Below are 19703 nucleotides of genomic sequence, written 5' to 3'. Positions count from 1 at the left end.
ACCGCCGCACAGTTGGCCCCCGTTCCTGCCCGGATGCGGTCAGCCGGCGAGTGGCCGCCATCGGACTTCGTAGGCGGGGTCGAGCCGGCTGGGAGTTCGCCGGACGTCCGTGGGCGGCAGCGGCCGTCGGCGGCCAGATGGACTTTCGTGGTCAGTCCGCCGGGGTGACCGAGCAGGATCAGCGGCGCCGGTGCGGATGCGGATCCGGGCGTCCACAGGATGCCGGGGATCTCGCCGAGGAATGCGCGTTCGAGGACGCCGTCCTCGCCTGAGCCGGTCGCACCGGCTCTCCCTGGCAGGCACTCATGCCATGCGTCGGGAGCGTTAGCCGGGCGTTAGCCGTACGGCGGTGGTTCAACAGCGGGGGCCGACAGTCTTGTTGTCACAAGCCCGAACCACCGCTTCGACTGAGACGGGGACGTCATGTCGCACCTTTCCACCCTCCGCGCCCGCAAGGCCGCAGCCGCCTTCGCGATCACCGTTGCCGCGCTGGGGCTCACGGCCTGCCAGGGCAATGAGACGGACGCCTCGTCCTCGCAGCAGGACCGCACCTCGGCGAGCGCCACCCAGTCGCCCGGTTCCTCGGAGAAGGCCGGTGGCGCCAAGGGCTCGCAGGGGGTCCCGAACAAGCCCGACACGAAGTGCACCGACCAGATCGACTACGCGGGTGACCCCCGGGACAACGCCACGATCAACAGCATCGGCTCCGACACCGGCACCTGCCCGCCCGTCCAGGGCGACCAGGCCAAGGACGACCAGACCGAGGGCACCCCCAACATCGAGGGCGTGAAGTGCACCGACCAGATCAACTACGGCGGTGACTCCCGCGACAACGCCACGATCAACAGCATCGGATCCGACACCGGCACCTGCCCGCCGGTTCAGGGCGACCAGACCGAGGGCACCCCCAACCTGGACGGCGTCAAGTGCACCGACCAGATCAACTACGGCGATGACTCCCGCGACAACGCCACCATCAACAGCATCGGCTCCGACACCGGCACCTGCCCGCCCGTCCAAAAGAAGTGAGCCCACTCCTCTCAGCCAGCCAGCTCCGCCTCCGCGAAGCGCCGCAGATGGCGGCGCGCGTCCTCGACGCTCAGGGCCGGGACCTGCCGCAGCCGCCGCAGCGCCAGCCCATCCGCCAGCGCGGAGAAGCGGAGGGTGAAGTCCGCCGGGTCGTCGCAGCGGAAGTCGCCCTCGGCGCAGCCCCGCTCGACCAGCGACCGGATCTCGCCGTGCCAGCTCTCGTACCGCTCGGCCGCCCCGCGGGCGAACGTCTGGTCGCGCTCGCCCGCGTTCCAGTAGTCGAACCACATCCGCCAGTGCTGGTCCGTGTCGTCCGTGAAGAGCGCGTCGATGAGCAGCCGCAGGCCCTCCGCGCCGCTGGTGGCGCGGTCGGCGGCCTCGGTGAGGGCGGCGTAATAGCCCTCTATGTGCAGGACCATCGCCTCGGAGAGGACTTCCTGCACGCTCTCGAAGTGGTACGTGACGGTGCCGACCGAGACCCCCGCCGCAGCGGCGACCTCGCGCACCCCGACCCCCGCGGTGCCCCGCTCCGCGATGAGCGGAACGGCGGCCTCCACGATCAGTCGGCGCCGTACCTCGGTCGGCTGCCGGGAGCGGGCCGACCGAGGTACGGCGCGGCGCGCGGGGCGGCGCTCGGACGAGGACGTCACGCGGACGTCCTCGGGATGGTGTGCTGCCATGCGCGGCTTGCCACTGTCTCTCCGTTCGCCCGTGCTTCGACGCTGCTGTCCATGATGAATTCCGATGCGGTGGCGCGCAGTTCCGTCGAGGTGTGAATCTCGGCGTCCCAGCCCTCGCGCCGCAGCCGGATGGTCCACCGCGAGCTTGCCACGGCGGACAGCGGGTCGCCGGAGCGGATGCGGTACGTCTCGCGGGCGCTCTCCTCGTACCGCAGCCCGTCCGGGTACGTACGCGAACCGCCGTAGTTGGGGTCCACGTCCAGCACCCACTCCCCCGTGGCCACGTCGTGGGTGATGGTCCGCTCGGGCCGGGGCTCGGCGGGCGCGTCCACGGTGATGGCCAGCGGCGTGGCCTGTTCGGGCTCCTCGAAGATGATCGGCGCCCGCGCGGCGTCCGCGCCCGGGTCCCGTACGGGCAGCAGCAGCGCGCTCTCGACGGGCCGTACGGTCAGCTGTCCGCGCTCGCCGTGCGGCCAGACCCACGGCCAGTACGCGTCGGAGACCGCGACCCGGACACGGTGCCCGGGCGGGAAGGCGTACCCCGTCCCGTTCAGCTCGAACTCGACGTCCTCGTACGTCCCCGGCTCCCATTCCACGGCCTTCTCCCGGCCGTGCCGGGACATCAGGTTGAGCACCCCCCGGGTGACCAGGGTGGACGAACCGTCCGGCGCCACGTCGCAGACACGCGCGATGACATGGGCGCGCCGGGTCGCGCTGTCGAGCCGCAGCCGGACGCGGGGGCGGCCCAGGATCTCCACCCGCTCATCGAGCGGCGCCGAGTCGAAGCAGACTGAACGGCCGTCCTCCTCGCGCTGGTCCGGCGGCAGATCGGTGGCGTTGCCGAAGGGGAAGTAGCGGCCCGCGTCGAGCCCGGTGTGCAGCGGCGACCGCACGATCACCGGGTCCGCGCCGCTGCCGAGGGGGCGTTCGTCCCAGGTCACGGAGGGGGCGGGCCAGGCGTCGTCGCCGACCCAGCGGCCGGGCATGGTCTCGTACGAGGTGGCGGGCGGCACCGGGTCGTTGATCCAGGCCCGGAGCAGCGGCTCGTCCATGACGCCGGTCGGCTGGTCTTTCAGCCAGTGGTCCCACCAGCGCAGCGTCTCCTGCAGGAACCCGATCGCCGGGCCCGGCGGCAGCCCCCGGTCCGGGTACTGGTGCGACCAGGGGCCGATCAGCCCCCGTACGGGCGCGTCCAGGTGCTCCACCAGCCGCAGCACGGTGTCCCGGTACGGGTCGGCCCAGCCGCCGACCGCGAGCACGGCGGCGTCGACCGCCGCGTAGTCCTCGCACACGCTGCCGTGCCGCCAGTACGCGTCCCGCTCCTGGTGGGCGAGCCAGGTGTGGAGATACGGCTCCAGCGCGTCCAGCCGCTCCCGCCACATCGGCAGCCAGCGGTCCTCGCCGACCGAGGTGGGGTGCGGGGGGCGGGCCGTGAACGCCAGCATCGTGCCCGCCCAGGCGAGCATGTCGATGCCGAGGACGGCGCCGCCGATGTAGTGGACGTCGTTGTCGTAACGGTCGTCCGCCGAGCACACCGTGACGATCGCCTTCAGCGGCTCGGGGCGCAGGGCGGCGATCTGCAGTGCGTTGAACCCGCCCCACGAGATCCCGAACATCCCCACCTTGCCGGTGCACCAGGGCTGCTCGGCCAGCCAGTTGACGACGTCCACGCCGTCCGCCAGCTCGGTCTCGTCGTACTCGTCGCGCATCACGCCCTCGGAGTCGCCGCTGCCGCGCAGGTCGACCCGTACGGAGGCGTAGCCGTGCCCGGCGTACCAGGGGTGACGCTGCGCGTCGCGCGGGGCGGTCCAGTCGCTCTTGCGGTACGGGAGGTATTCCAGCAGGGCTGGTACGGGGGCGGTCTCCGCGTCTGTCGGCCGCCAGATCCGGGCGTGCAGCCGGGTCCCGTCGCGGGTCGGAATCCATACGTCCTCGACCCGCACCTCACGGTCGAAGGCTTCCCTGTACCTCACGTCACTCCTCTACCTGGTGTTGTGTACGCCTGCGGCGAGCCGTCCCCCACCCCGCCCCTTCCCGAACCCGGGGCTCCGCCCCGGCCCCCGCTCCTCAATCGCCGGAGGGGCTGGGATTGGGGCACGTCCGCCCCAGGACCCCGCTCCTCAATCGCCGGAGGGGCTGGGTGGTACCCCGGGAGGGGCTGAGGGTGCGGCCGGGGCAGATATGCGCCATGTTGTGGGCAATCGTTCCGCCGGGGGGCACCTCCCAGCGGTAGCTGGGGGAGGAACGGGTGGGCACAACCCGCCCACGGCCCCGCACCCGGCGGCGAGACCTCAAGGGGCAACACCGGTGCGGGGTCCGGGGCCTCGCCCCGGTTTCGGGAAGGGGCGGGGTGGGGGCTAGGCATCCGGCGACCGCCACCTGCGAACCCGGTGCCCCTCGCCCAAGTCGTCCCAGACCGCACCCGACTCGGCGGCATCCGCCCAGGCGTCGGCCACCCCGGCAGGGGCCACCGCATCCGGGTCGGGCTCCAGCGCGGCGGCCATCAGCTGCCGGGTGTACGGATGGCCCGGAGCGGCGAACACCGCGTCCGTCGCCCCCTCCTCCACCACCACCCCACCCCGCAGCACCACCACCCGATCAGCGATCCCCCGCACCACCGCCAAATCGTGGCTGATGAAAAGACAGGCCAGCGACCGCTCCCGCCGCAAGTCATCCAGCAGCCGCAACACATCCGCCTGCACCGACACATCCAGCGCCGTAGTGATCTCATCCGCGATCAGCACATCCGGCTCACCTGCCAGCGCCCGCGCGATGCCGATGCGCTGCCGCTGCCCGCCGGAGAGCTGCGCGGGGAGGCGGTCGGCGAAGTCCGGGTCCAGGCGGACGTCGGAGATGAGGGCGCGGGCCCTCGCGGCCGCCTCGTCACGCGAGGAGACAGCGCCGAAGAAGCGCAGGGGCCGCCGCACCGCATCCCCCACCGAGCGGCGCGGATTCAGCGACGTATCGGCGTTCTGGAAGACGAGCTGGATCTTGCGCCGAAGCGCAAGCGGCCGCCGCCGCGCAGACGCTCCCAGGTCACCGGTCTCGTGGGTCATCGCGCCACCCGACGGCGCCCGCAGTCCCGCCAGCGCCCACGCAAGCGTGGACTTGCCGCTCCCCGACTCGCCGACCAGCGCCAGCACCTCGCCCCGCCGCACCTGGAAGGAGACGCCGTCAACAGCCCGGGACGAGCCGTAATCGATCGTCACATCCCGCACATCGACAGACGCGGCCGCGTCATCGGCCACCGCCCGCTTCGCCCGCACCTCCCGCGTGCCGTCATCGCCCACCAACGCCAGCCCGGTATCGCTCAACCGAGGCACACTGGCCAGCAGACGACGCGTATACGGGTCGGCGGGGGCGGCGAAGAGCCGCCGAGTGGAGGCGGCCTCGACGACCCGCCCCGACCGCAGGACGCAGACATCGTCGGCCATCCGCGCGACGACACCCAAGTCATGGCTGACAAGGACCGCCGCCAGGCCGAGTTCGTCGCGCAACGAGCCGACCAGGTCCAGCACGGAGCGCTGAGTGAGGACGTCGAGCCCCGTCGTGGGCTCGTCCAGCACCAGCACCTTGGGCCGGGTGGCGATAGCCATGGCGATGGCGACCCGCTGCTGCTGTCCGCCGGACAGCTCATGCGGATAGCGGCGGGCCAACACAGCAGGCCGCTCCAGCCGAACCTGCTCAAGAAGCTCCGTGACCGGCACATCGCCGCCCGCCTCGGCGATCTGCCGCCCGACGCGCATGGAGGGGGTGAGGGCCTGGCCCGCGTTCTGGGCGATCATCGCGACCGTACCGCCGCGCAGCCGCCGCAACTCCCGCGCCGGAAGGGCGAAGACGTCCCGCCCGTCGACCCGCACCGTGCCGCCCGTGAGCCGCGAGCCGTGCCGCAGATGACCCAGCAGCGTGGCGGCGACAGTGGACTTGCCGCTCCCGGACTCGCCGACGAGGGCGAGGGTCTCACCCGGCGCCAGCTCAAAGGAAACGTCGTGGACGACGGGAACATCCCGCCCACCGGACCGGTAGGCGACACCAAGACCACCCACAGAGACGATGGCGCTCATCAGGACCCCTCCCGGATACGGTCGACGCCCCACGCCTTGGACAGCCCATCAGCAGCCAGGTTGAGCCCGACGACCAGCGTGGCCAGGGCGATGATCGGCGCGAGGCTGGCCATCGGCACGACGGTGATGGCGGTGCGGTTCTCGGACACCATGAGCCCCCAGTCCGGGGTGGGCGGATCGGCGCCGAAGCCGAGGAAGGACAGCGACGAGATCAGCAGCACGACCCACGACGCCCGCATGGCGAACTCGACGCACACCACATCGGTGATGTTGGGCAGCACCTCACGCCGCAGGATCGCCCACGTCCCCTCGCCCCGGGCGCGCGCCGCGGTGACGTAGTCCTGGGGGACGACGGCGAGCGCGGCGCCGCGTACGACGCGTACCACCTGGGGCACGCAGATGACGCCGATGGCCAGCACGATGACCCCGGAGCCGGTGCCCAGCGCGGTGACGATGACCAGCAGGACGAGGATCGCGGGGATGGACAGCACCGCGTCCAGGATCCGCATCAGCAGATCGTCCAGCCAGCCGCCCCGCAGCGCGGCCGCGCAGCCGAGGACGGTACCCAGCGCGATGGTGAGGAGGGTCGCGGTGACGGACACGCCGAGCGCGTACCGCCCGCCGTACAGCACCCGGGTCAGCACATCGCGCCCGTACTGGTCGGTGCCCGCCCAGTGGTCGGCGCCGGGCCCGAGCAGCGCGTGCGCGGCATCGCCGGTGGTGGGGTGGTACGGGGTGAGCAGCGGCGCGAGCAGCGCGATCACGACATGGACGGCGACGATCGCGAGCCCGATGGCGGCGGGCCGGGAGGTACGTACGGTGCGCCAGATACGGGCGGCGGCCAGGCGCGAAGGGGCCGGTGACCGGGCGGGCGGCGGGGTGGGAACGGGGGCCGCGGCAGACGGCTTCAGCGTGCTCAACGGATCCTCCCTCCTCGGGTGCGGAGCTTGGGGTTGAGGGCCATGGAGCCGAGGTCGGCGGCCAGATTGCAGACGACGTAGACGACCGCGCTGATGAGCGCGATGGCCTGGATGACCGGCAGGTCGCGGTTCTGTACGGAGGTGAGCAGCAGCTTGCCGATGCCGGGGTAGTTGAAGACGTTCTCGACGACGGCGACACCGCCCACCAGCCACGCCACGTTGAGCGCGATCACGTGGAGGGTGGGCAGCAGCGCGCCCGGCAGCGCGTGCCGGGTGACCACGCGCCAGGTGGACAGCCCCTTGAGGCGGGCTGTGGTGACGTATTCGCTCGCCATGACGTCGATGACGGACGTACGGGCCATCCGCACGATGTACGCGGCCATCACGATGGCGAGCGACGCGGCGGGCAGCCACACCGCCGGGAGCAGTTCACCCGTGGAGGCCCCCGGCCCGTACAGCACCACGGCGGGCAGCACGGGGATGGCGACGGAGAAGGCGAGCACCAGCAGGGTGGCCACGACGAACTCGGGGATGGACATCCCCACCAGGCTGACCGTGGAGATCACATGGTCCGGCCAGCGGTCGCGGTAGAGCCCGGCGAGGATGCCGAGGACGAGCGAGCCGGTGACCGCGAAAAGGACGGTGACGACGGCGATGAGGGCGGAGTTGCCGAGGTACTGGGCGACCTCGCCGCCCACCGGCTTGGTGGTGACCAGGGAGGTGCCGAAGTCGCCGTGCAGGGCGCCCTTGATCCAGTCGAAGTAGCGCTCCCAGGCGGGCTGGTCGAGCCCCATCTGCTTGCGCAGCGCGGCGACCGCGTCGGGGGTCGCGTCCTTGCCGAGCACCTGGGTGGCGACGTCGCCGGGCAGCGCCTGGACGGCCAGGAAGACCATCACGGAGGAGAGCAGCAGGGTGCCGAGCGCGGCGGCGGCGCGGCGGGCGATGAAGGTGAACACGCTTCTCACGCCCCCTTCAGGCCGATGCCGAGGTAGTCGAACTCGAAGCCGTGCTCGGTGTAGCCGCGCACGTCCCGGGAGATGCCGGTGAGCCGGTCGGCGAACATCGGGGTGATCGCCCCGCCGCGTTCGACGATCAGGGTCTGCGCCTGCCCGTACAGCTCGCGGCGGCGGCCCCCGTCGGTCTCGCGGCGGGCCCGGTCGAGGAGCGCGTCGAACTCCTTGTCCGACCAGGCGGTCTCGTTGTAGGAGGAGTCGCTGCGGAAGACCTGGTTGAGGAGCTGGTCGACGGGGCGCCCGGTGTACCAGTAGGTGGCCATGAGCGGCTTCTTCATCCAGATCTGGGTGTAGTACGAGTCGGCTGCCGCGGTCTTGACCCGCACCCGGATCCCGGCGCGGGCGGCGGACTCCTGGTAGGCGAGCGCCATCGGCGTGAAGATCGGGTCGTACGAGGACGTGTAGAGGTCCACCGCCAGCCGTTCGTGCCCGGCCCGCTTCAGCAGCTGCCGCGCCCGCTCGGGGTCGTGGTCGGGGTGGGCGGCGATGTGGGCGGGGTCGTTCGGCGGTACGGGGTTGTCCCAGCCCAGCGTGCCCGCGCCCTGGAGGGCGACCTTCCGGATGTGCTCGGGGTCGTACGCGAGCTTCATGGCCTGCCGGACCCGCACATCGGTGAACGGCTTCTCGGTGGTGAGCATCGGCAGCACGTACCACTGGGCGTTCTTCGAGCGGGCGATGGTGGCGCGGCTGGAGGCGGCGACGACGCGGGCGGTGGCGAAGTCCAGGTTGGTCTGGGAGAGCAGATCGACCTGCCCGGCGAGCAGGGCGTTGGCCCGTGCCTGCATATCGGCGACGGAGAAGAAGTCGATGGCGTCCAGCACCGGGCGCCCGGCCCAGTGGTCCCCGTACGCCACGACCCTGCCCGGTCCGGCGGAGGTGAAGGAGGCCAGTTTGAAGGGGCCGGTGCCGATGCCGGTGCGGCCGATGGAACGGGCGCTGCCGTCGGGGATGACGTAGCAGTTGTAGTGGGTGAGCAGGCTGGGGAACTCGGCGTGCGGGCTCTTCAGCGGGATCACGAGGGTGTGCGCGTCGGGGGTGCGCAGCCGCTTCGGGTCGATGAGCGGGGCGAGCACCGGGCCCTGCGGGGAGGCGGTCGCGGCGTCGAGGATGTGCCGCAGGGTGTACGCGGCGTCGGCGGAGGTGAGGGCGGAGCCGTCGTGGAAGGTGACGCCCCGGCGCAGCCGGAAGGTCCAGGTGCTGGCCTTCGCGTCGGGCTCCCAGGACTCGGCGAGGTCGGGGACGGTCCTGCCGTCCTTGTCGACGCGGACGAGCCGGTTGTAGAGGGCGCCGAGGTATTCGTACGCGGACAGCGCGCTCGCCGGGTCCAGCGTCTCGGCGTCGGAGGCGGGCGGCCGGGCGATGCGCAGGGTGCCCCCGGGGGCGGGGCGTCCGGCCGGGCCGCGGCTGGGCACGGCCTCGGTCGGGGAGGCGGACGCGGCGCCCGAGCAGCCGGTGAGCAGGGCGGACCCGGCGAGGGCGCCGCCGCCCGCGGCCGCGGCGGCGAGCACCGACCGCCGCGGTATCCCGGACGCCCCGGGGTCTGATCGGAGGGAGGTCTCGGACATGGACGGGGGCACCTTCGCTTCGAGGGCGATTCGTTCAGATCGATTCGTTCAGACGATTCGTTGAGACGATTCGTTCAGCTGAACGATTGGATGAGGTGCGTGAACGATAGCCAGCGGTTCCGCCCAGGCCAACCCTTCGTTCGCGGAAATTAACGGGGGTAACACACTTGTTACCGGCCCGCGCGGAGGGGGCGCGAAGCGCCCGGCGCCGCCGTGGAGCGCTCCCGTACACCGTCCACATGGCGTCCACGTGGTGAAAAACACCGAGCGTGGCCGGATACTCCGCCGTAAGGTGGCCGACATGCAGGTGATCCAGTCCACGAAGCTCGCCAACGTCTGCTACGAAATCCGTGGCCCGGTTCTTGAGGAGGCGATGCGACTGGAGGCAGCGGGTCACCGCATCCTCAAGCTCAACACCGGAAACCCGGCAACCTTCGGCTTCGACTGCCCGCCGGAGATCCTTGAGGACATGCTGCGCAACCTCGGCGACGCACACGGCTACGGCGACGCCAAGGGACTGCTCTCCGCCCGGCGCGCGGTGATGCAGCACTACCAGACCCAGGGCATCCACCTCGACGTCGAGGACGTCTTCCTCGGCAACGGCGTCTCCGAGCTGATCCAGATGTCGATGCAGGGGCTGCTGGACGACGGGGACGAGGTCCTGGTGCCCTCCCCCGACTATCCGCTGTGGACCGCCTCGGTCTCGCTCGCGGGCGGCACCGCCGTCCACTACCGCTGCGACGAGCAGGCGGACTGGCTGCCGGACCTCGCTGACATCGAGCGCAAGGTGACCGACCGCACCAAGGCGATCGTCATCATCAACCCGAACAACCCGACGGGCGCCGTCTACAGCGAAGAGGTGCTGCGCGGCATCACCGACATCGCCCGCCGCCACCAGCTGATCGTCTGCTCGGACGAGATCTACGACAAGATCCTCTACGACGGCGCCACCCACACCCCGACCGCCGCCCTCGCCCCGGACCTGCTGACGCTGACGTTCAACGGGCTCTCCAAGGCCTACCGCGTCGCGGGCTACCGCAGCGGCTGGCTCGCGGTCTGCGGCCCCAAGGCCCACGCCACCAGCTATCTGGAGGGGCTGACGATCCTGGCCAACATGCGGCTGTGCGCCAACATGCCCGCACAGCACGCGGTGGCCGCCGCCCTCGGCGGCCGTCAGACGATCAACGACCTGGTGCTCCCGGGCGGGCGGCTGCTGGAGCAGCGCGACACGGCGTACGAGCTGCTGACCCAGATCCCGGGCGTGAGCTGCGTGAAGCCGAAGGGCGCGCTGTACGCGTTCCCGAAGCTGGACCCCAAGGTCTACAAGATCAAGGACGACCGGCAGATGGTGCTCGACCTGCTGCGCGCCGAGAAGATCATGATCGTGCACGGCACGGGCTTCAACTGGCCGGAGCCGGACCACTTCCGCATCGTCACGCTCCCGGCCAAGAAGGACCTGGCCGAAGCGGTGACCCGGATCGGGAACTTCCTCGACGGCTACAGCCAGCCCTGAGAAGCCTGAACGAGTCTCTGTAGAGGGCTCAACTTTAGACTGGGTCTAAGTTAGGATGGTCTCCTGAACGTTTGGAGGCCATCCATGTACGAGCCGATCCGCACCAAGTCGGTCCACACCATGGCCGAGCCCGAGCCTGATTTCCCGCACCGCTCCCGCGAGGAGGAGCTGGACATCAGGCTCGCCGGACATCTGACCGCGCTGCTGACCGTGACCGACGAGCTGCGTGTCCTCACCCCGGACCCGGCCCTGGACGAGGCGGCGGAGCGCCTGGCCGACCAGGTCATACGGCTGCGGGGCGGCCGCGCCCCGCTGCGCGCCGCCCCCACCACGGCCGACGCCGACCCGGCCCATGTCGCCGCCCTCCACCAGCGCGCCCATACCGTGGCGGGCTGGGCCCTGGTCATCGCCACCTCGCGCGACGACGCGGCGGCCACCGCGCTGACCGCAGAGCGCCTGGATGCGCATACGGCGGCCCTGGGCGTCACCGTCTGAAGCCCCTGCCGTCTGAAGCCCCTGCCGTCTGAAGCCCTTTCGGCAAGCCCGTCTGAAACCCCTTCGGCGAGCCCCGAGCCCATGGCCCACGATGGAGCCATGACCACCATCACCCTCGTCCAGGGCGACATCACCGCGCAGCGCGCCGACGCCATCGTCAACGCGGCGAACTCCTCGCTGCTCGGCGGCGGCGGGGTCGACGGGGCCATTCACCGGCGGGGCGGGCCCGAGATCCTCGACGCCTGCCGCGATCTGCGCGCCTCCCACTACGGCAAGGGGCTGCCCACCGGCCAGGCCGTGGCCACGACGGCGGGGCGGCTCGACGCCCGCTGGGTCATCCACACCGTGGGGCCGGTGTGGTCCGCCACCGAGGACCGCTCGGACCTGCTGGCGTCCTGCTACCGCGAGTCCCTGCGCGTCGCCGATGAACTGGGCGCGCGGACGGTCGCGTTCCCGGCGATCTCCACCGGCGTCTACCGCTGGCCGATGGACGACGCCGCCCGGATCGCGGTGCGGTCGGTCCGCGCGGCGGACACGGGCGTCGAAGAGGTGCGCTTCGTCCTCTTCGACGAGCCCGCGTACGCGGCGTTCACGGCGCAGACCGACTAGGAATCCAGGGATCCTCAGGCGCCTTCGCCGAAGCGGGCCGCCTCCTTCGTCCAGGCCGCCGCCTGATCGCTGAGCGAGAGGCCGAGACCGGCCCGGTCGGGGATGACCATGCGGCCGTCGCGCAGCTCCAGCCGCTCGTTGAACAGCGGCTCCAGCCACTCGAAGTGCTCGACCCACGCGGTGCGCGGGTAGGCCGCCGAGAGATGGACGTGGATCTCCATCGCGAAGTGCGGGGCGAGGCTCAGGCCCTTGTAGTCGGCGAGCGTCATGATCTGAAGGAACGGGGTGATGCCGCCGACCCGTGGGGCGTCGGGCTGCACGAAGTCGGCGGAGCCCGCCTCGATCAGCGCCGCGTGCTCATGCGCGCTGGTCAGCATCTCGCCGGTGGCTATGGGCGTGTCCAGGGTGGCGGCGAGGGCCGCGTGGCCCTCGGCGTCGTACGCGTCGAGCGGCTCCTCGATCCACGTCAGGTCGAACTTCTCCAGCACCCGGCCGACCCGGGTCGCGGTGATCCGGTCCCACTGCTGGTTGGCGTCCACCATCAGCGGAACGCCGTCGCCCAGATGCTCCCGTACGGTCTCCACCCGGGCGAGGTCCACCCGCCAGTCCGGCGAGCCCACCTTGAGCTTGATCCCGGCGACGCCCCGGGAGCGGGCCAGGTCGATGTTCTCCAGCACCTGCTCGATGGGCGTGGAGAGAAAGCCGCCGGAGGTGTTGTAGACGCTGACCGCGTCGCGGTGCGCGCCCAGCAGCTTGGCCAGCGGCAGCCGGGCCCGCCGGGCCTTGAGGTCCCACAGCGCGATGTCGAACGCGGCGACCGCCTGCACGGCGGCCCCGCTGCGGCCCATGGACGCGCCCGCCCACACCAGCTTGTTCCACAGGCGGCCGGTGTCGCTGGGGTCCTCGCCGATCAGCTCGGGCGCGATCTCCTGCGCGTGGGCGTACAGCGCGGGCCCACCGGCCCGCTTGGAGTAGCTGAAGCCCAGCCCCTGATGGCCGCCCTCGGTGCTGATCTCCGCGAAGAGGAAGGCCACTTCGGTGAGCGGCTTCTGCCTCCCGGTCAGCACCTTGGCGTCGCTGATGGGGGCCTGCAGCGGCAGGTACACCAGGGAGAGCCGGATCGCCGAGACCCGGTCGGTGCTCGCCTCGCCGGGCGCGGAGGCGAAGGGTTTGAAGGCGACGGATTCACTGGGCGCGACACTCATGCGGGGCTCTCCTCGTGCATCGTGCTGGTGTCCAGGGCCTACCATCCGCCGTCGCACCGGAAACCGTCCAGACCCGAGGTGTAGGAACTCCCCTTGATCACGTCTGTGAACAGGCTGGGCCCGCACCGTGCGGTGCGGGCCCAGCCTGTTCATACACGTGAGGTTCAGCCCAGGCGCTGAACCAGCGCCCGGTACTCGTCCCACAGCTCCTTCGGCGTGTGCTCACCGAAGGTGTTGAGGTGCTCGGGGACCAGGGCGGCCTCCTCGCGCCACACCTCCTTGTCGACGGTGAGGAGGAAGTCCAGTTCCTCATCGCCCAGCCCCAGGCCGTCGGTGTCCAGGGCCTCCTTGGTCGGCAGGATGCCGATGGGCGTCTCGACCCCGTCGGCCTTGCCGTCCAGCCGGTCCACGATCCACTTCAGGACGCGGCTGTTCTCGCCGAAGCCGGGCCAGACGAACTTGCCCGCGTCGTTCTTGCGGAACCAGTTGACGTAGTAGATCTTCGGGAGCTTCGCCTGGTCCTTGTCCTTGCCGACCTCGACCCAGTGGCCCATGTAGTCGCCCATGTTGTAGCCACAGAAGGGCAGCATCGCGAACGGGTCGCGGCGCAGCTCGCCGACCTTGCCCTCGGCGGCCGCGGTCTTCTCGCTCGCCACGTTCGCGCCGAGGAAGACACCGTGCTGCCAGTTGAAGGACTCGGTGACCAGCGGAACCGCGCTGGCACGGCGGCCGCCGAAGAGGATCGCCGAGATCGGCACGCCCTTGGGGTCCTCCCACTCGGGCGCGATGATCGGGCACTGTCCGGCGGGCACGGTGAAGCGGGCGTTGGGGTGGGCCGCAGGCGTCTCGCTCGCCGGGGTCCAGTCGTTGCCCTTCCAGTCGGTGAGGTGGGCGGGCGCCTCCTCGGTCATGCCCTCCCACCACACGTCGCCGTCGTCGGTGAGCGCGACGTTGGTGAAGACGGAGTTGCCCCACAGGGTCTTCATCGCGTTGGCGTTGGTGTGCTCACCTGTGCCGGGCGCGACGCCGAAGAAGCCCGCCTCGGGGTTGATCGCGTACAGCTGGCCGTCCTCGCCGAACCGCATCCAGGCGATGTCGTCGCCGATCGTCTCGACCGTCCAGCCGGGGATGGTCGGCTCCAGCATCGCGAGGTTGGTCTTGCCGCACGCGCTCGGGAACGCCGCGGCCACGTACTTGGCCTCCCCGCGCGGCGGGGTGAGCTTGAGGATCAGCATGTGCTCGGCGAGCCAGCCCTCGTCACGCGCCATGACGGAGGCGATGCGCAGGGCGTAGCACTTCTTGCCCAGCAGCGCGTTGCCGCCGTAGCCGGAGCCGTACGACCAGATCTCGCGCGACTCCGGGAAGTGCGAGATGTACTTGGTGCTGTTGCACGGCCACGGAACGTCGTCCTGACCCGGCTCCAGCGGGGCGCCCAGGGTGTGGACGGCCTTCACGAAGAAGCCCTTGTCGCCCAGGACGTCGAGGACGTCCTGTCCCATGCGGGTCATGGTGCGCATGGCGACGGCGACGTACGCGGAGTCGGTGATCTCCACGCCGATCGCGGACAGCGGCGAGCCGAGCGGGCCCATGCAGAACGGGACCACGTACATGGTGCGGCCGCGCATCGAGCCCCGGAATATGCCCTGTTCGCCCGCGAAGATCTGCCGCATCTCGGCGGGGTCTTTCCAGTGGTTCGTCGGGCCCGCGTCCGCTTCCTTCTCGGAGCAGATGAAGGTGCGGTCCTCGACGCGCGCCACATCGCTGGGATCGGAGGCCGCGTAGTACGAGTTGGGGCGCTTGATCGGGTCGAGCCGTTTGAACGTGCCCTTCTCGACGAGCTGCGCACACAGACGGTCGTACTCCGACTCCGAACCGTCACACCAGACCACTTCATCGGGCTGGGTGAGGGCGGCGATCTCGCCGACCCAGGAGATCAGTTCCTGGTGGCTGGTCGGGGCCGTGGTGAGGGTAGATGCCACATTGCTGGGCGCCACGATCGCTCCATCCCGCCGGAACCGCACTGCTCCGGCGTCTTGGTTTGAGGGTTTGGGCGGATATGTGCACGCACATCCGCATGTGGAGACAGCTACCCCTTGGGGGCTGCGACCCGGATGCTCAGCTCATCCGGTGCCGACCGCGCTCATTTGATCATCCGACGATGCGAGCCATCTGTCCAGTGGGCACCTTCGTGACCATCACCACTCGACACGGACCGGTAACGTACGGTGGCGTCGGTAGCATGAGCGCTATGACTGCAGCCGCGCCCGACGCCGCCGTTGACCCATCCCCAGGGCCCGAGGCAGCCCCGCTCCCCCTCAAACCCATGCTGCGCGGCTGGCTGCACGCTGGCATGTTCCCCGCCGCGCTCATCGCGGGAGTGGTGCTCACCGCGCTCGCCGACAGCCCCCGGGGACGCGTCGCGTGCGGCATCTTCACCCTCACCGCCTGCGCGCTCTTCGGCACGAGCGCCCTGTACCACCGGGGCAATTGGGGCCCGCGCGCCACGGCGGTCCTGCGCCGCCTGGATCACGCCAATATCTTCCTGATCATCGCGGGCACGTACACGCCCTTCACGATGCTGCTCCTCCCGCACGGCAAACAGCAGCTGCTGCTGTGGCTGGTGTGGGCCGGTGCGCTCGCGGGCATCGCCTTCCGGGTGTTCTGGGTCGGCGCCCCGCGCTGGCTCTACACCCCGTGCTACATCGCCCTGGGCTGGGCGGCTGTGTTCTTCCTGCCGGACTTCCTGCGCACCGGCGGCATCGCCGTCATGACACTGATCGTCGTCGGCGGCCTGCTCTACAGCGCGGGCGCGGTGATCTACGGGACCAAGCGCCCCAACCCCTCACCGCGCTGGTTCGGCTTCCACGAGGTGTTCCACTCCCTCACGCTCGCCGCCTTCGTCGTGCACTACGTCGGCATCTCCCTGGTCGCCTACCAACATTCCTGACTCCGGATCCTGACTCCGGCCGCCCGCCAGTGCCCGACAATGATCAGCATGGCCTCCGCACACACCACTCCCCCCGAGCCCCGGCCCGGACTGCGCGAACGCAAGAAGATCCAGACCCGGCAGGCGATCCGGCGGGCCGCCTACCGGCTGTTCGCGGAACAGGGCTACGAGGCGACCCCGGTGGACCGGATCGCGGAGGCCGCCGACGTCTCCCCCAGCACGGTCTTCCGGTACTTCCCCACCAAGGAGGACATCGTCCTCACGGACGAGTACGACGAGGCCATCGCCACCGCGCTCCGGGACCGCCCGCTGGACGAGCCGCCGGTCTCCTCCCTGCGGCGCGTCCTGATCGACATGGCGCGGCAGCTCACCGATGACGAGCGCGCGGAGATGCTGACCCGCCTCACCCTGATCCGCCAGGTCCCGGCACTGCGCGCCCGCATGGGCGAGGGCATGGCCAAGACCGGGGTCCTGATGGGCGAGGCCCTGGCCGAGCGCAGCGGCCGCTCACCGGAGGACCTGGAGGTACGGGTGCTCGTCGGAGCGGTCCTGGGCGCGCTCCAGGAAGCGGTCTTCCACGGCTTCGACCGCCACGGCGTGAAGGCCGTGGAGAACAGCATCGACCGAGCCCTGGCCATGCTGGCCAAAGGCCTCCCGCTGTAGCCCCCGGCCGCCCGAACCGACTCCAAGCCCCGGCGACCACACAACGTGGCACCGAACCGCTGCGACCGCCCGCCGCGCTTCCAAGCCGCTACGGCAGCACAGCGCCGCCCCGGGGGCACCCGCCCCCCACGGCACCGCCCTGCGCCGCCCCCGGGAGGCGACCCCGCGCAACGCCAAACCGGGCCACCCCGCCGCATCGGTAACACGGCCCCGACCTGGGCCACCCCGGGCGCACCGGTCCCGTACAACACCACCCCGGACCAACCCGGGGGTACCGATCCCGCGCAGCACCGCCCTGCGCCACCTCCGGGGGCGATCCCACGCGACGCCAAACCGGACCACCCCGCCGCGCCGGTCACAACGGCCTCGCCCCGGACCACTCCGGGGGCATCGGTCCCGAACAACGCCACCCCAGACCGCCCCGGGGCGCCCGTCCCCCACGGCACCGCCCTGCGCCGCCCCCGGGAGGCGACCCCGCGCAACGCCAAACCGGGCCACCCCGCCACGACGATCGCACGGCCTCGGCCTGGGCCGCCGGTCCCCTACAACGCCATCTCGAACCGACCCGGGGACGCCGGTCCCTCACGGCACCGTCCTGCGCTGCCTCCGGCGGGGGCGATTCCGCGCGATGCCGCGCCGGGCCAGCCCGGCGCGCTGGTGCCGCACGGCCTCGGCCCGGGCGTACCGCCGACCGGCGTTGGCCGTGGCGCTCGACCCCGCAGCGCGCGGCGTCAGCCGCCGAGGCGGGCCGTCAGCGCGTCCACGTCCGCCGTCGGGGCGTCACAGGTGAAGTGGCGGCAGACATACGCCGCCGGGCGGCCCTCCAGCAGCACGCGCCCCTCCAGCAGCGGCACCTCGTCGGAGCCGGGCGCGCCCACCGCGATCACCGCACCCGGCGCCGTGCCCAGCAGCGCGGCCCGGTGCAGGGCGCGGGTCGCGGGGTCGCCGTCCGGTCCGACGACGGCCACCTCGCGCGGCCCGTCCAGCCTCGCCTCGGCCACGGCGAGCCCCCAGCCGATGAACCGCGGCACCCGTGCCCCCAGCGCCCGTACCACGGCCAGCGCGCGCTCGGCCGCCTCCCGGTGGCGCCCGCTACCCGAGACCGCGGCGTAGGACAGCAGCGCCCCGGCGGCCGCCGTCCACCCCGAGGGGACGGCGTTGTCGGTCGGGTCCTGGGGCCGCCGGATGAGCGTCTCGGCGTCGTCGGCGGTGTCGAACAGGGTGCCGTCCTCGGCGGCGAAGTGGTGCAGCACGGTGTCCAGGAGCAGCCCCGAGAACTCGACCCACACGCCCTCGCCGGACACCGCGGCCAGGGCGAGGAATCCCTCGGCCACATCCGCGTAGTCCTCCAGCACACCCGCGTGGCCGCCCACGGCGCCGCCCAGCGAGGTGCGGGCGAGCCGCCCGCCGTTGTCCATGTGGAGGCGTACGAGCAGGTCGGCGGCCTCGGTCGCGGCCTCGACCAGGTCGGGGCGGTCGAAGTAGGCGCCGGTCTCGGCGAGGGCGGCGATGGCCAGCCCGTTCCAGGCGGCCACGATCTTGTCGTCGCGGCCGGGCCGCTCCCGCCGCTCCCGCGCGGCCAGCAGCCGCTCCCGTACAGAGGCGAGCCGGGCGGCGTCGGCCGGGCGCGCGCCGTCGGGCAGCTGAAGCACGGACGCGCCCGCCTCGAACGTGCCCTCCTCGGTCACCCCGAAGTACGCGGCGGCCTGCTCGGCATCCGCCTCGCCCAGCACCTCCCGCAGCTGCCCGGCCGTCCACACGTAGTACGCGCCCTCGACGTGCCGCCCGGTGCCGTCGTCGCTGTCGGCGTCCAGCGCGGAGGCGAATCCGCCCTGCTCGGTGCGCAGCTCGCGGACCAGGAAGTCGGCGGTCTCCAGCGCGACCCGGCGCGCGAGATCCGAGCCGGTGGCCCGCCAGAGGTGGGCGTACACGCGACACAGCAGCGCGTTGTCGTAGAGCATCTTCTCGAAGTGCGGAACGATCCATTCCGCATCAACGGAGTAGCGCGCGAACCCGCCCCCGAGCTGGTCGTAAATACCGCCGCGGGCCATCGCCTCACAGGTGGCCTGCACCATCTGCAACGCACCCTCGGACCCGGTCCGGGCATGGTGCCGCAGCAGGAACTCCAGCGCCATGGACGGCGGGAACTTCGGCGCCCCGCCGAACCCGCCCCGCACCGCGTCGAATTCACGGGTCAGCCCCATCAGCGCGGCGGCCAGATCCTCCTCACCGGGCGGCTGCGGCGCACCGGACCCCAGCGCGATACCGGTGCGCTCGGCCAGATCCCGCACGATCTTCCCGGCCACATCCTTCACCTCGTCCCGCCGATCGGCCCACGCGGCACGGACCCCCTCCAGCACCTGCCGGAAGGAGGGCACACCGGGCCGGGGCCGGGGCGGGAAGTACGTACCGAAGTAGAAGGGCTCGGCGTCGGGCGTCAGAAACACCGTCATGGGCCACCCACCCTGCCCGGTAGCCGCCTGCACCGCCTCCATGTACACGGCGTCGACGTCGGGCCGCTCCTCGCGGTCGACCTTGACGGAGACGAAGTGGGCATTCAGATACTCGGCCGTCTCGGCGTCCTCGAAGGACTCGTGCGCCATGACATGACACCAGTGGCACGCCGAGTAGCCGACCGACAGCAGAATCGGTACACCGCGCCGACGCGCCTCCTCGAAGGCACCCGACTCCCAGGGCCACCAATCGACCGGATTCTCGGCGTGCTGGAGCAGATAGGGCGAGGTCGCGCCACCCAACCGATTCATGCGGCCAGCCTCTCACAGTGCCCACATCCGTCGGCGCGGCCCACACGGGCTCTGCCTCGCTTGGCAGAACTGCGCTTATGCGCCATCACGTGGTGGACGACAGCCTCCCCACTCTGTGAAGGGCCTGGCCTGAGATCGGCGCGCCTGTTGCTCTGCGCGATCAAGACCACGAGACGCTTCCCCTCCCCGTCCAGACCCGGCGCCCCGGCTGCGGAGGACAGTACGCTGAGCTGGG

General features: G+C 71.4%; 15 protein-coding genes. 6 read left to right on the top strand and 9 right to left on the bottom strand.

What is annotated here, in order from left to right; genetic code table 11:
- The first annotated feature begins 423 nt into the window (after positions 1–423).
- Positions 424–1029 carry a hypothetical protein gene (locus ACWC5C_RS23995; RefSeq protein ID WP_450878364.1) on the top strand — a complete coding sequence of 202 codons (606 nt, stop codon included), beginning with the start codon at positions 424–426 and terminating at the stop codon, positions 1027–1029.
- Positions 1030–1040: 11 nt separating this feature from the next.
- On the opposite strand, the gene ACWC5C_RS23990 is transcribed toward ACWC5C_RS23995, so the two are convergent.
- The 6 genes from ACWC5C_RS23990 to ACWC5C_RS23965 all read right to left on the bottom strand — a co-directional run bounded on the left by ACWC5C_RS23990 (position 1041) and on the right by ACWC5C_RS23965 (position 9271).
- Entirely contained in the window at positions 1041–1679 is a 639-nt protein-coding gene (locus ACWC5C_RS23990; RefSeq protein ID WP_450878362.1) for a TetR/AcrR family transcriptional regulator, read from the bottom strand.
- Positions 1676–3682 (bottom strand): CocE/NonD family hydrolase, encoded by a 2007-nt coding sequence (locus ACWC5C_RS23985; RefSeq protein WP_450878360.1) that lies wholly within the window; start codon positions 3680–3682, stop codon positions 1676–1678. Before ACWC5C_RS23985 ends, ACWC5C_RS23990 begins: the two co-directional genes overlap by 4 nt.
- Positions 3683–4066: 384 nt before the next feature.
- Positions 4067–5773 (bottom strand): dipeptide ABC transporter ATP-binding protein, encoded by a 1707-nt coding sequence (locus tag ACWC5C_RS23980; protein WP_450878358.1) that lies wholly within the window; start codon positions 5771–5773, stop codon positions 4067–4069.
- A complete protein-coding gene (locus tag ACWC5C_RS23975; protein ID WP_450878356.1) occupies positions 5773–6693 on the bottom strand; it encodes an ABC transporter permease in 921 nt (306 codons plus the stop codon). Before ACWC5C_RS23975 ends, ACWC5C_RS23980 begins: the two co-directional genes overlap by 1 nt.
- Positions 6690–7649 (bottom strand): ABC transporter permease, encoded by a 960-nt coding sequence (locus ACWC5C_RS23970; RefSeq protein ID WP_450878354.1) that lies wholly within the window; start codon positions 7647–7649, stop codon positions 6690–6692. The genes ACWC5C_RS23975 and ACWC5C_RS23970 overlap by 4 nt, the downstream gene beginning before the upstream one ends.
- Positions 7650–7654: 5 nt before the next feature.
- Positions 7655–9271 carry an ABC transporter substrate-binding protein gene (locus tag ACWC5C_RS23965; RefSeq protein WP_450878352.1) on the bottom strand — a complete coding sequence of 539 codons (1617 nt, stop codon included), beginning with the start codon at positions 9269–9271 and terminating at the stop codon, positions 7655–7657.
- Between the two features lie 301 nt (positions 9272–9572).
- Between ACWC5C_RS23965 and ACWC5C_RS23960 the strand changes: the two genes are divergently transcribed.
- The 3 genes from ACWC5C_RS23960 (at position 9573) to ACWC5C_RS23950 (ending at position 11888) form a co-directional block, all read left to right on the top strand.
- A complete protein-coding gene (locus tag ACWC5C_RS23960; protein WP_450878350.1) occupies positions 9573–10784 on the top strand; it encodes a pyridoxal phosphate-dependent aminotransferase in 1212 nt (403 codons plus the stop codon).
- A gap of 84 nt (positions 10785–10868) precedes the next feature.
- Complete coding sequence (locus ACWC5C_RS23955; protein ID WP_450878348.1) at positions 10869–11279, top strand: SCO4983 family protein; 411 nt, start codon at positions 10869–10871, stop codon at positions 11277–11279.
- A 99-nt stretch (positions 11280–11378) separates the two neighbouring features.
- Positions 11379–11888 carry an O-acetyl-ADP-ribose deacetylase gene (locus tag ACWC5C_RS23950; RefSeq protein ID WP_450878346.1) on the top strand — a complete coding sequence of 170 codons (510 nt, stop codon included), beginning with the start codon at positions 11379–11381 and terminating at the stop codon, positions 11886–11888.
- Between the two features lie 14 nt (positions 11889–11902).
- On the opposite strand, the gene ACWC5C_RS23945 is transcribed toward ACWC5C_RS23950, so the two are convergent.
- Both ACWC5C_RS23945 and ACWC5C_RS23940 read right to left on the bottom strand, forming a co-directional pair.
- Positions 11903–13093 carry an L-talarate/galactarate dehydratase gene (locus tag ACWC5C_RS23945; RefSeq protein ID WP_450878344.1) on the bottom strand — a complete coding sequence of 397 codons (1191 nt, stop codon included), beginning with the start codon at positions 13091–13093 and terminating at the stop codon, positions 11903–11905.
- 164 nt (positions 13094–13257) lie between these two features.
- Positions 13258–15087 (bottom strand): phosphoenolpyruvate carboxykinase (GTP), encoded by a 1830-nt coding sequence (locus tag ACWC5C_RS23940; RefSeq protein ID WP_450878342.1) that lies wholly within the window; start codon positions 15085–15087, stop codon positions 13258–13260.
- 245 nt (positions 15088–15332) lie between these two features.
- On the opposite strand from ACWC5C_RS23940, the gene trhA reads away from it, so the two are divergent.
- A complete protein-coding gene (trhA, locus tag ACWC5C_RS23935) occupies positions 15333–16040 on the top strand; it encodes a PAQR family membrane homeostasis protein TrhA (RefSeq protein WP_385447512.1) in 708 nt (235 codons plus the stop codon).
- 39 nt (positions 16041–16079) lie between these two features.
- The gene (locus ACWC5C_RS23930) at positions 16080–16703 is read left to right on the top strand and encodes a TetR/AcrR family transcriptional regulator (protein WP_450878339.1); all 624 of its coding nucleotides are present in this window, start codon (positions 16080–16082) and stop codon (positions 16701–16703) included.
- 731 nt (positions 16704–17434) lie between these two features.
- On the opposite strand, the gene ACWC5C_RS23925 is transcribed toward ACWC5C_RS23930, so the two are convergent.
- Complete coding sequence (locus tag ACWC5C_RS23925) at positions 17435–19468, bottom strand: thioredoxin domain-containing protein (protein ID WP_450878337.1); 2034 nt, start codon at positions 19466–19468, stop codon at positions 17435–17437.
- Positions 19469–19703: the final 235 nt, after the last annotated feature.

This window comes from Streptomyces sp. NPDC001700 (assembly GCF_053596435.1).
Note: the sequence above shows the minus strand (reverse complement) of the source record. Positions and strands in the feature narration are given on the sequence as shown.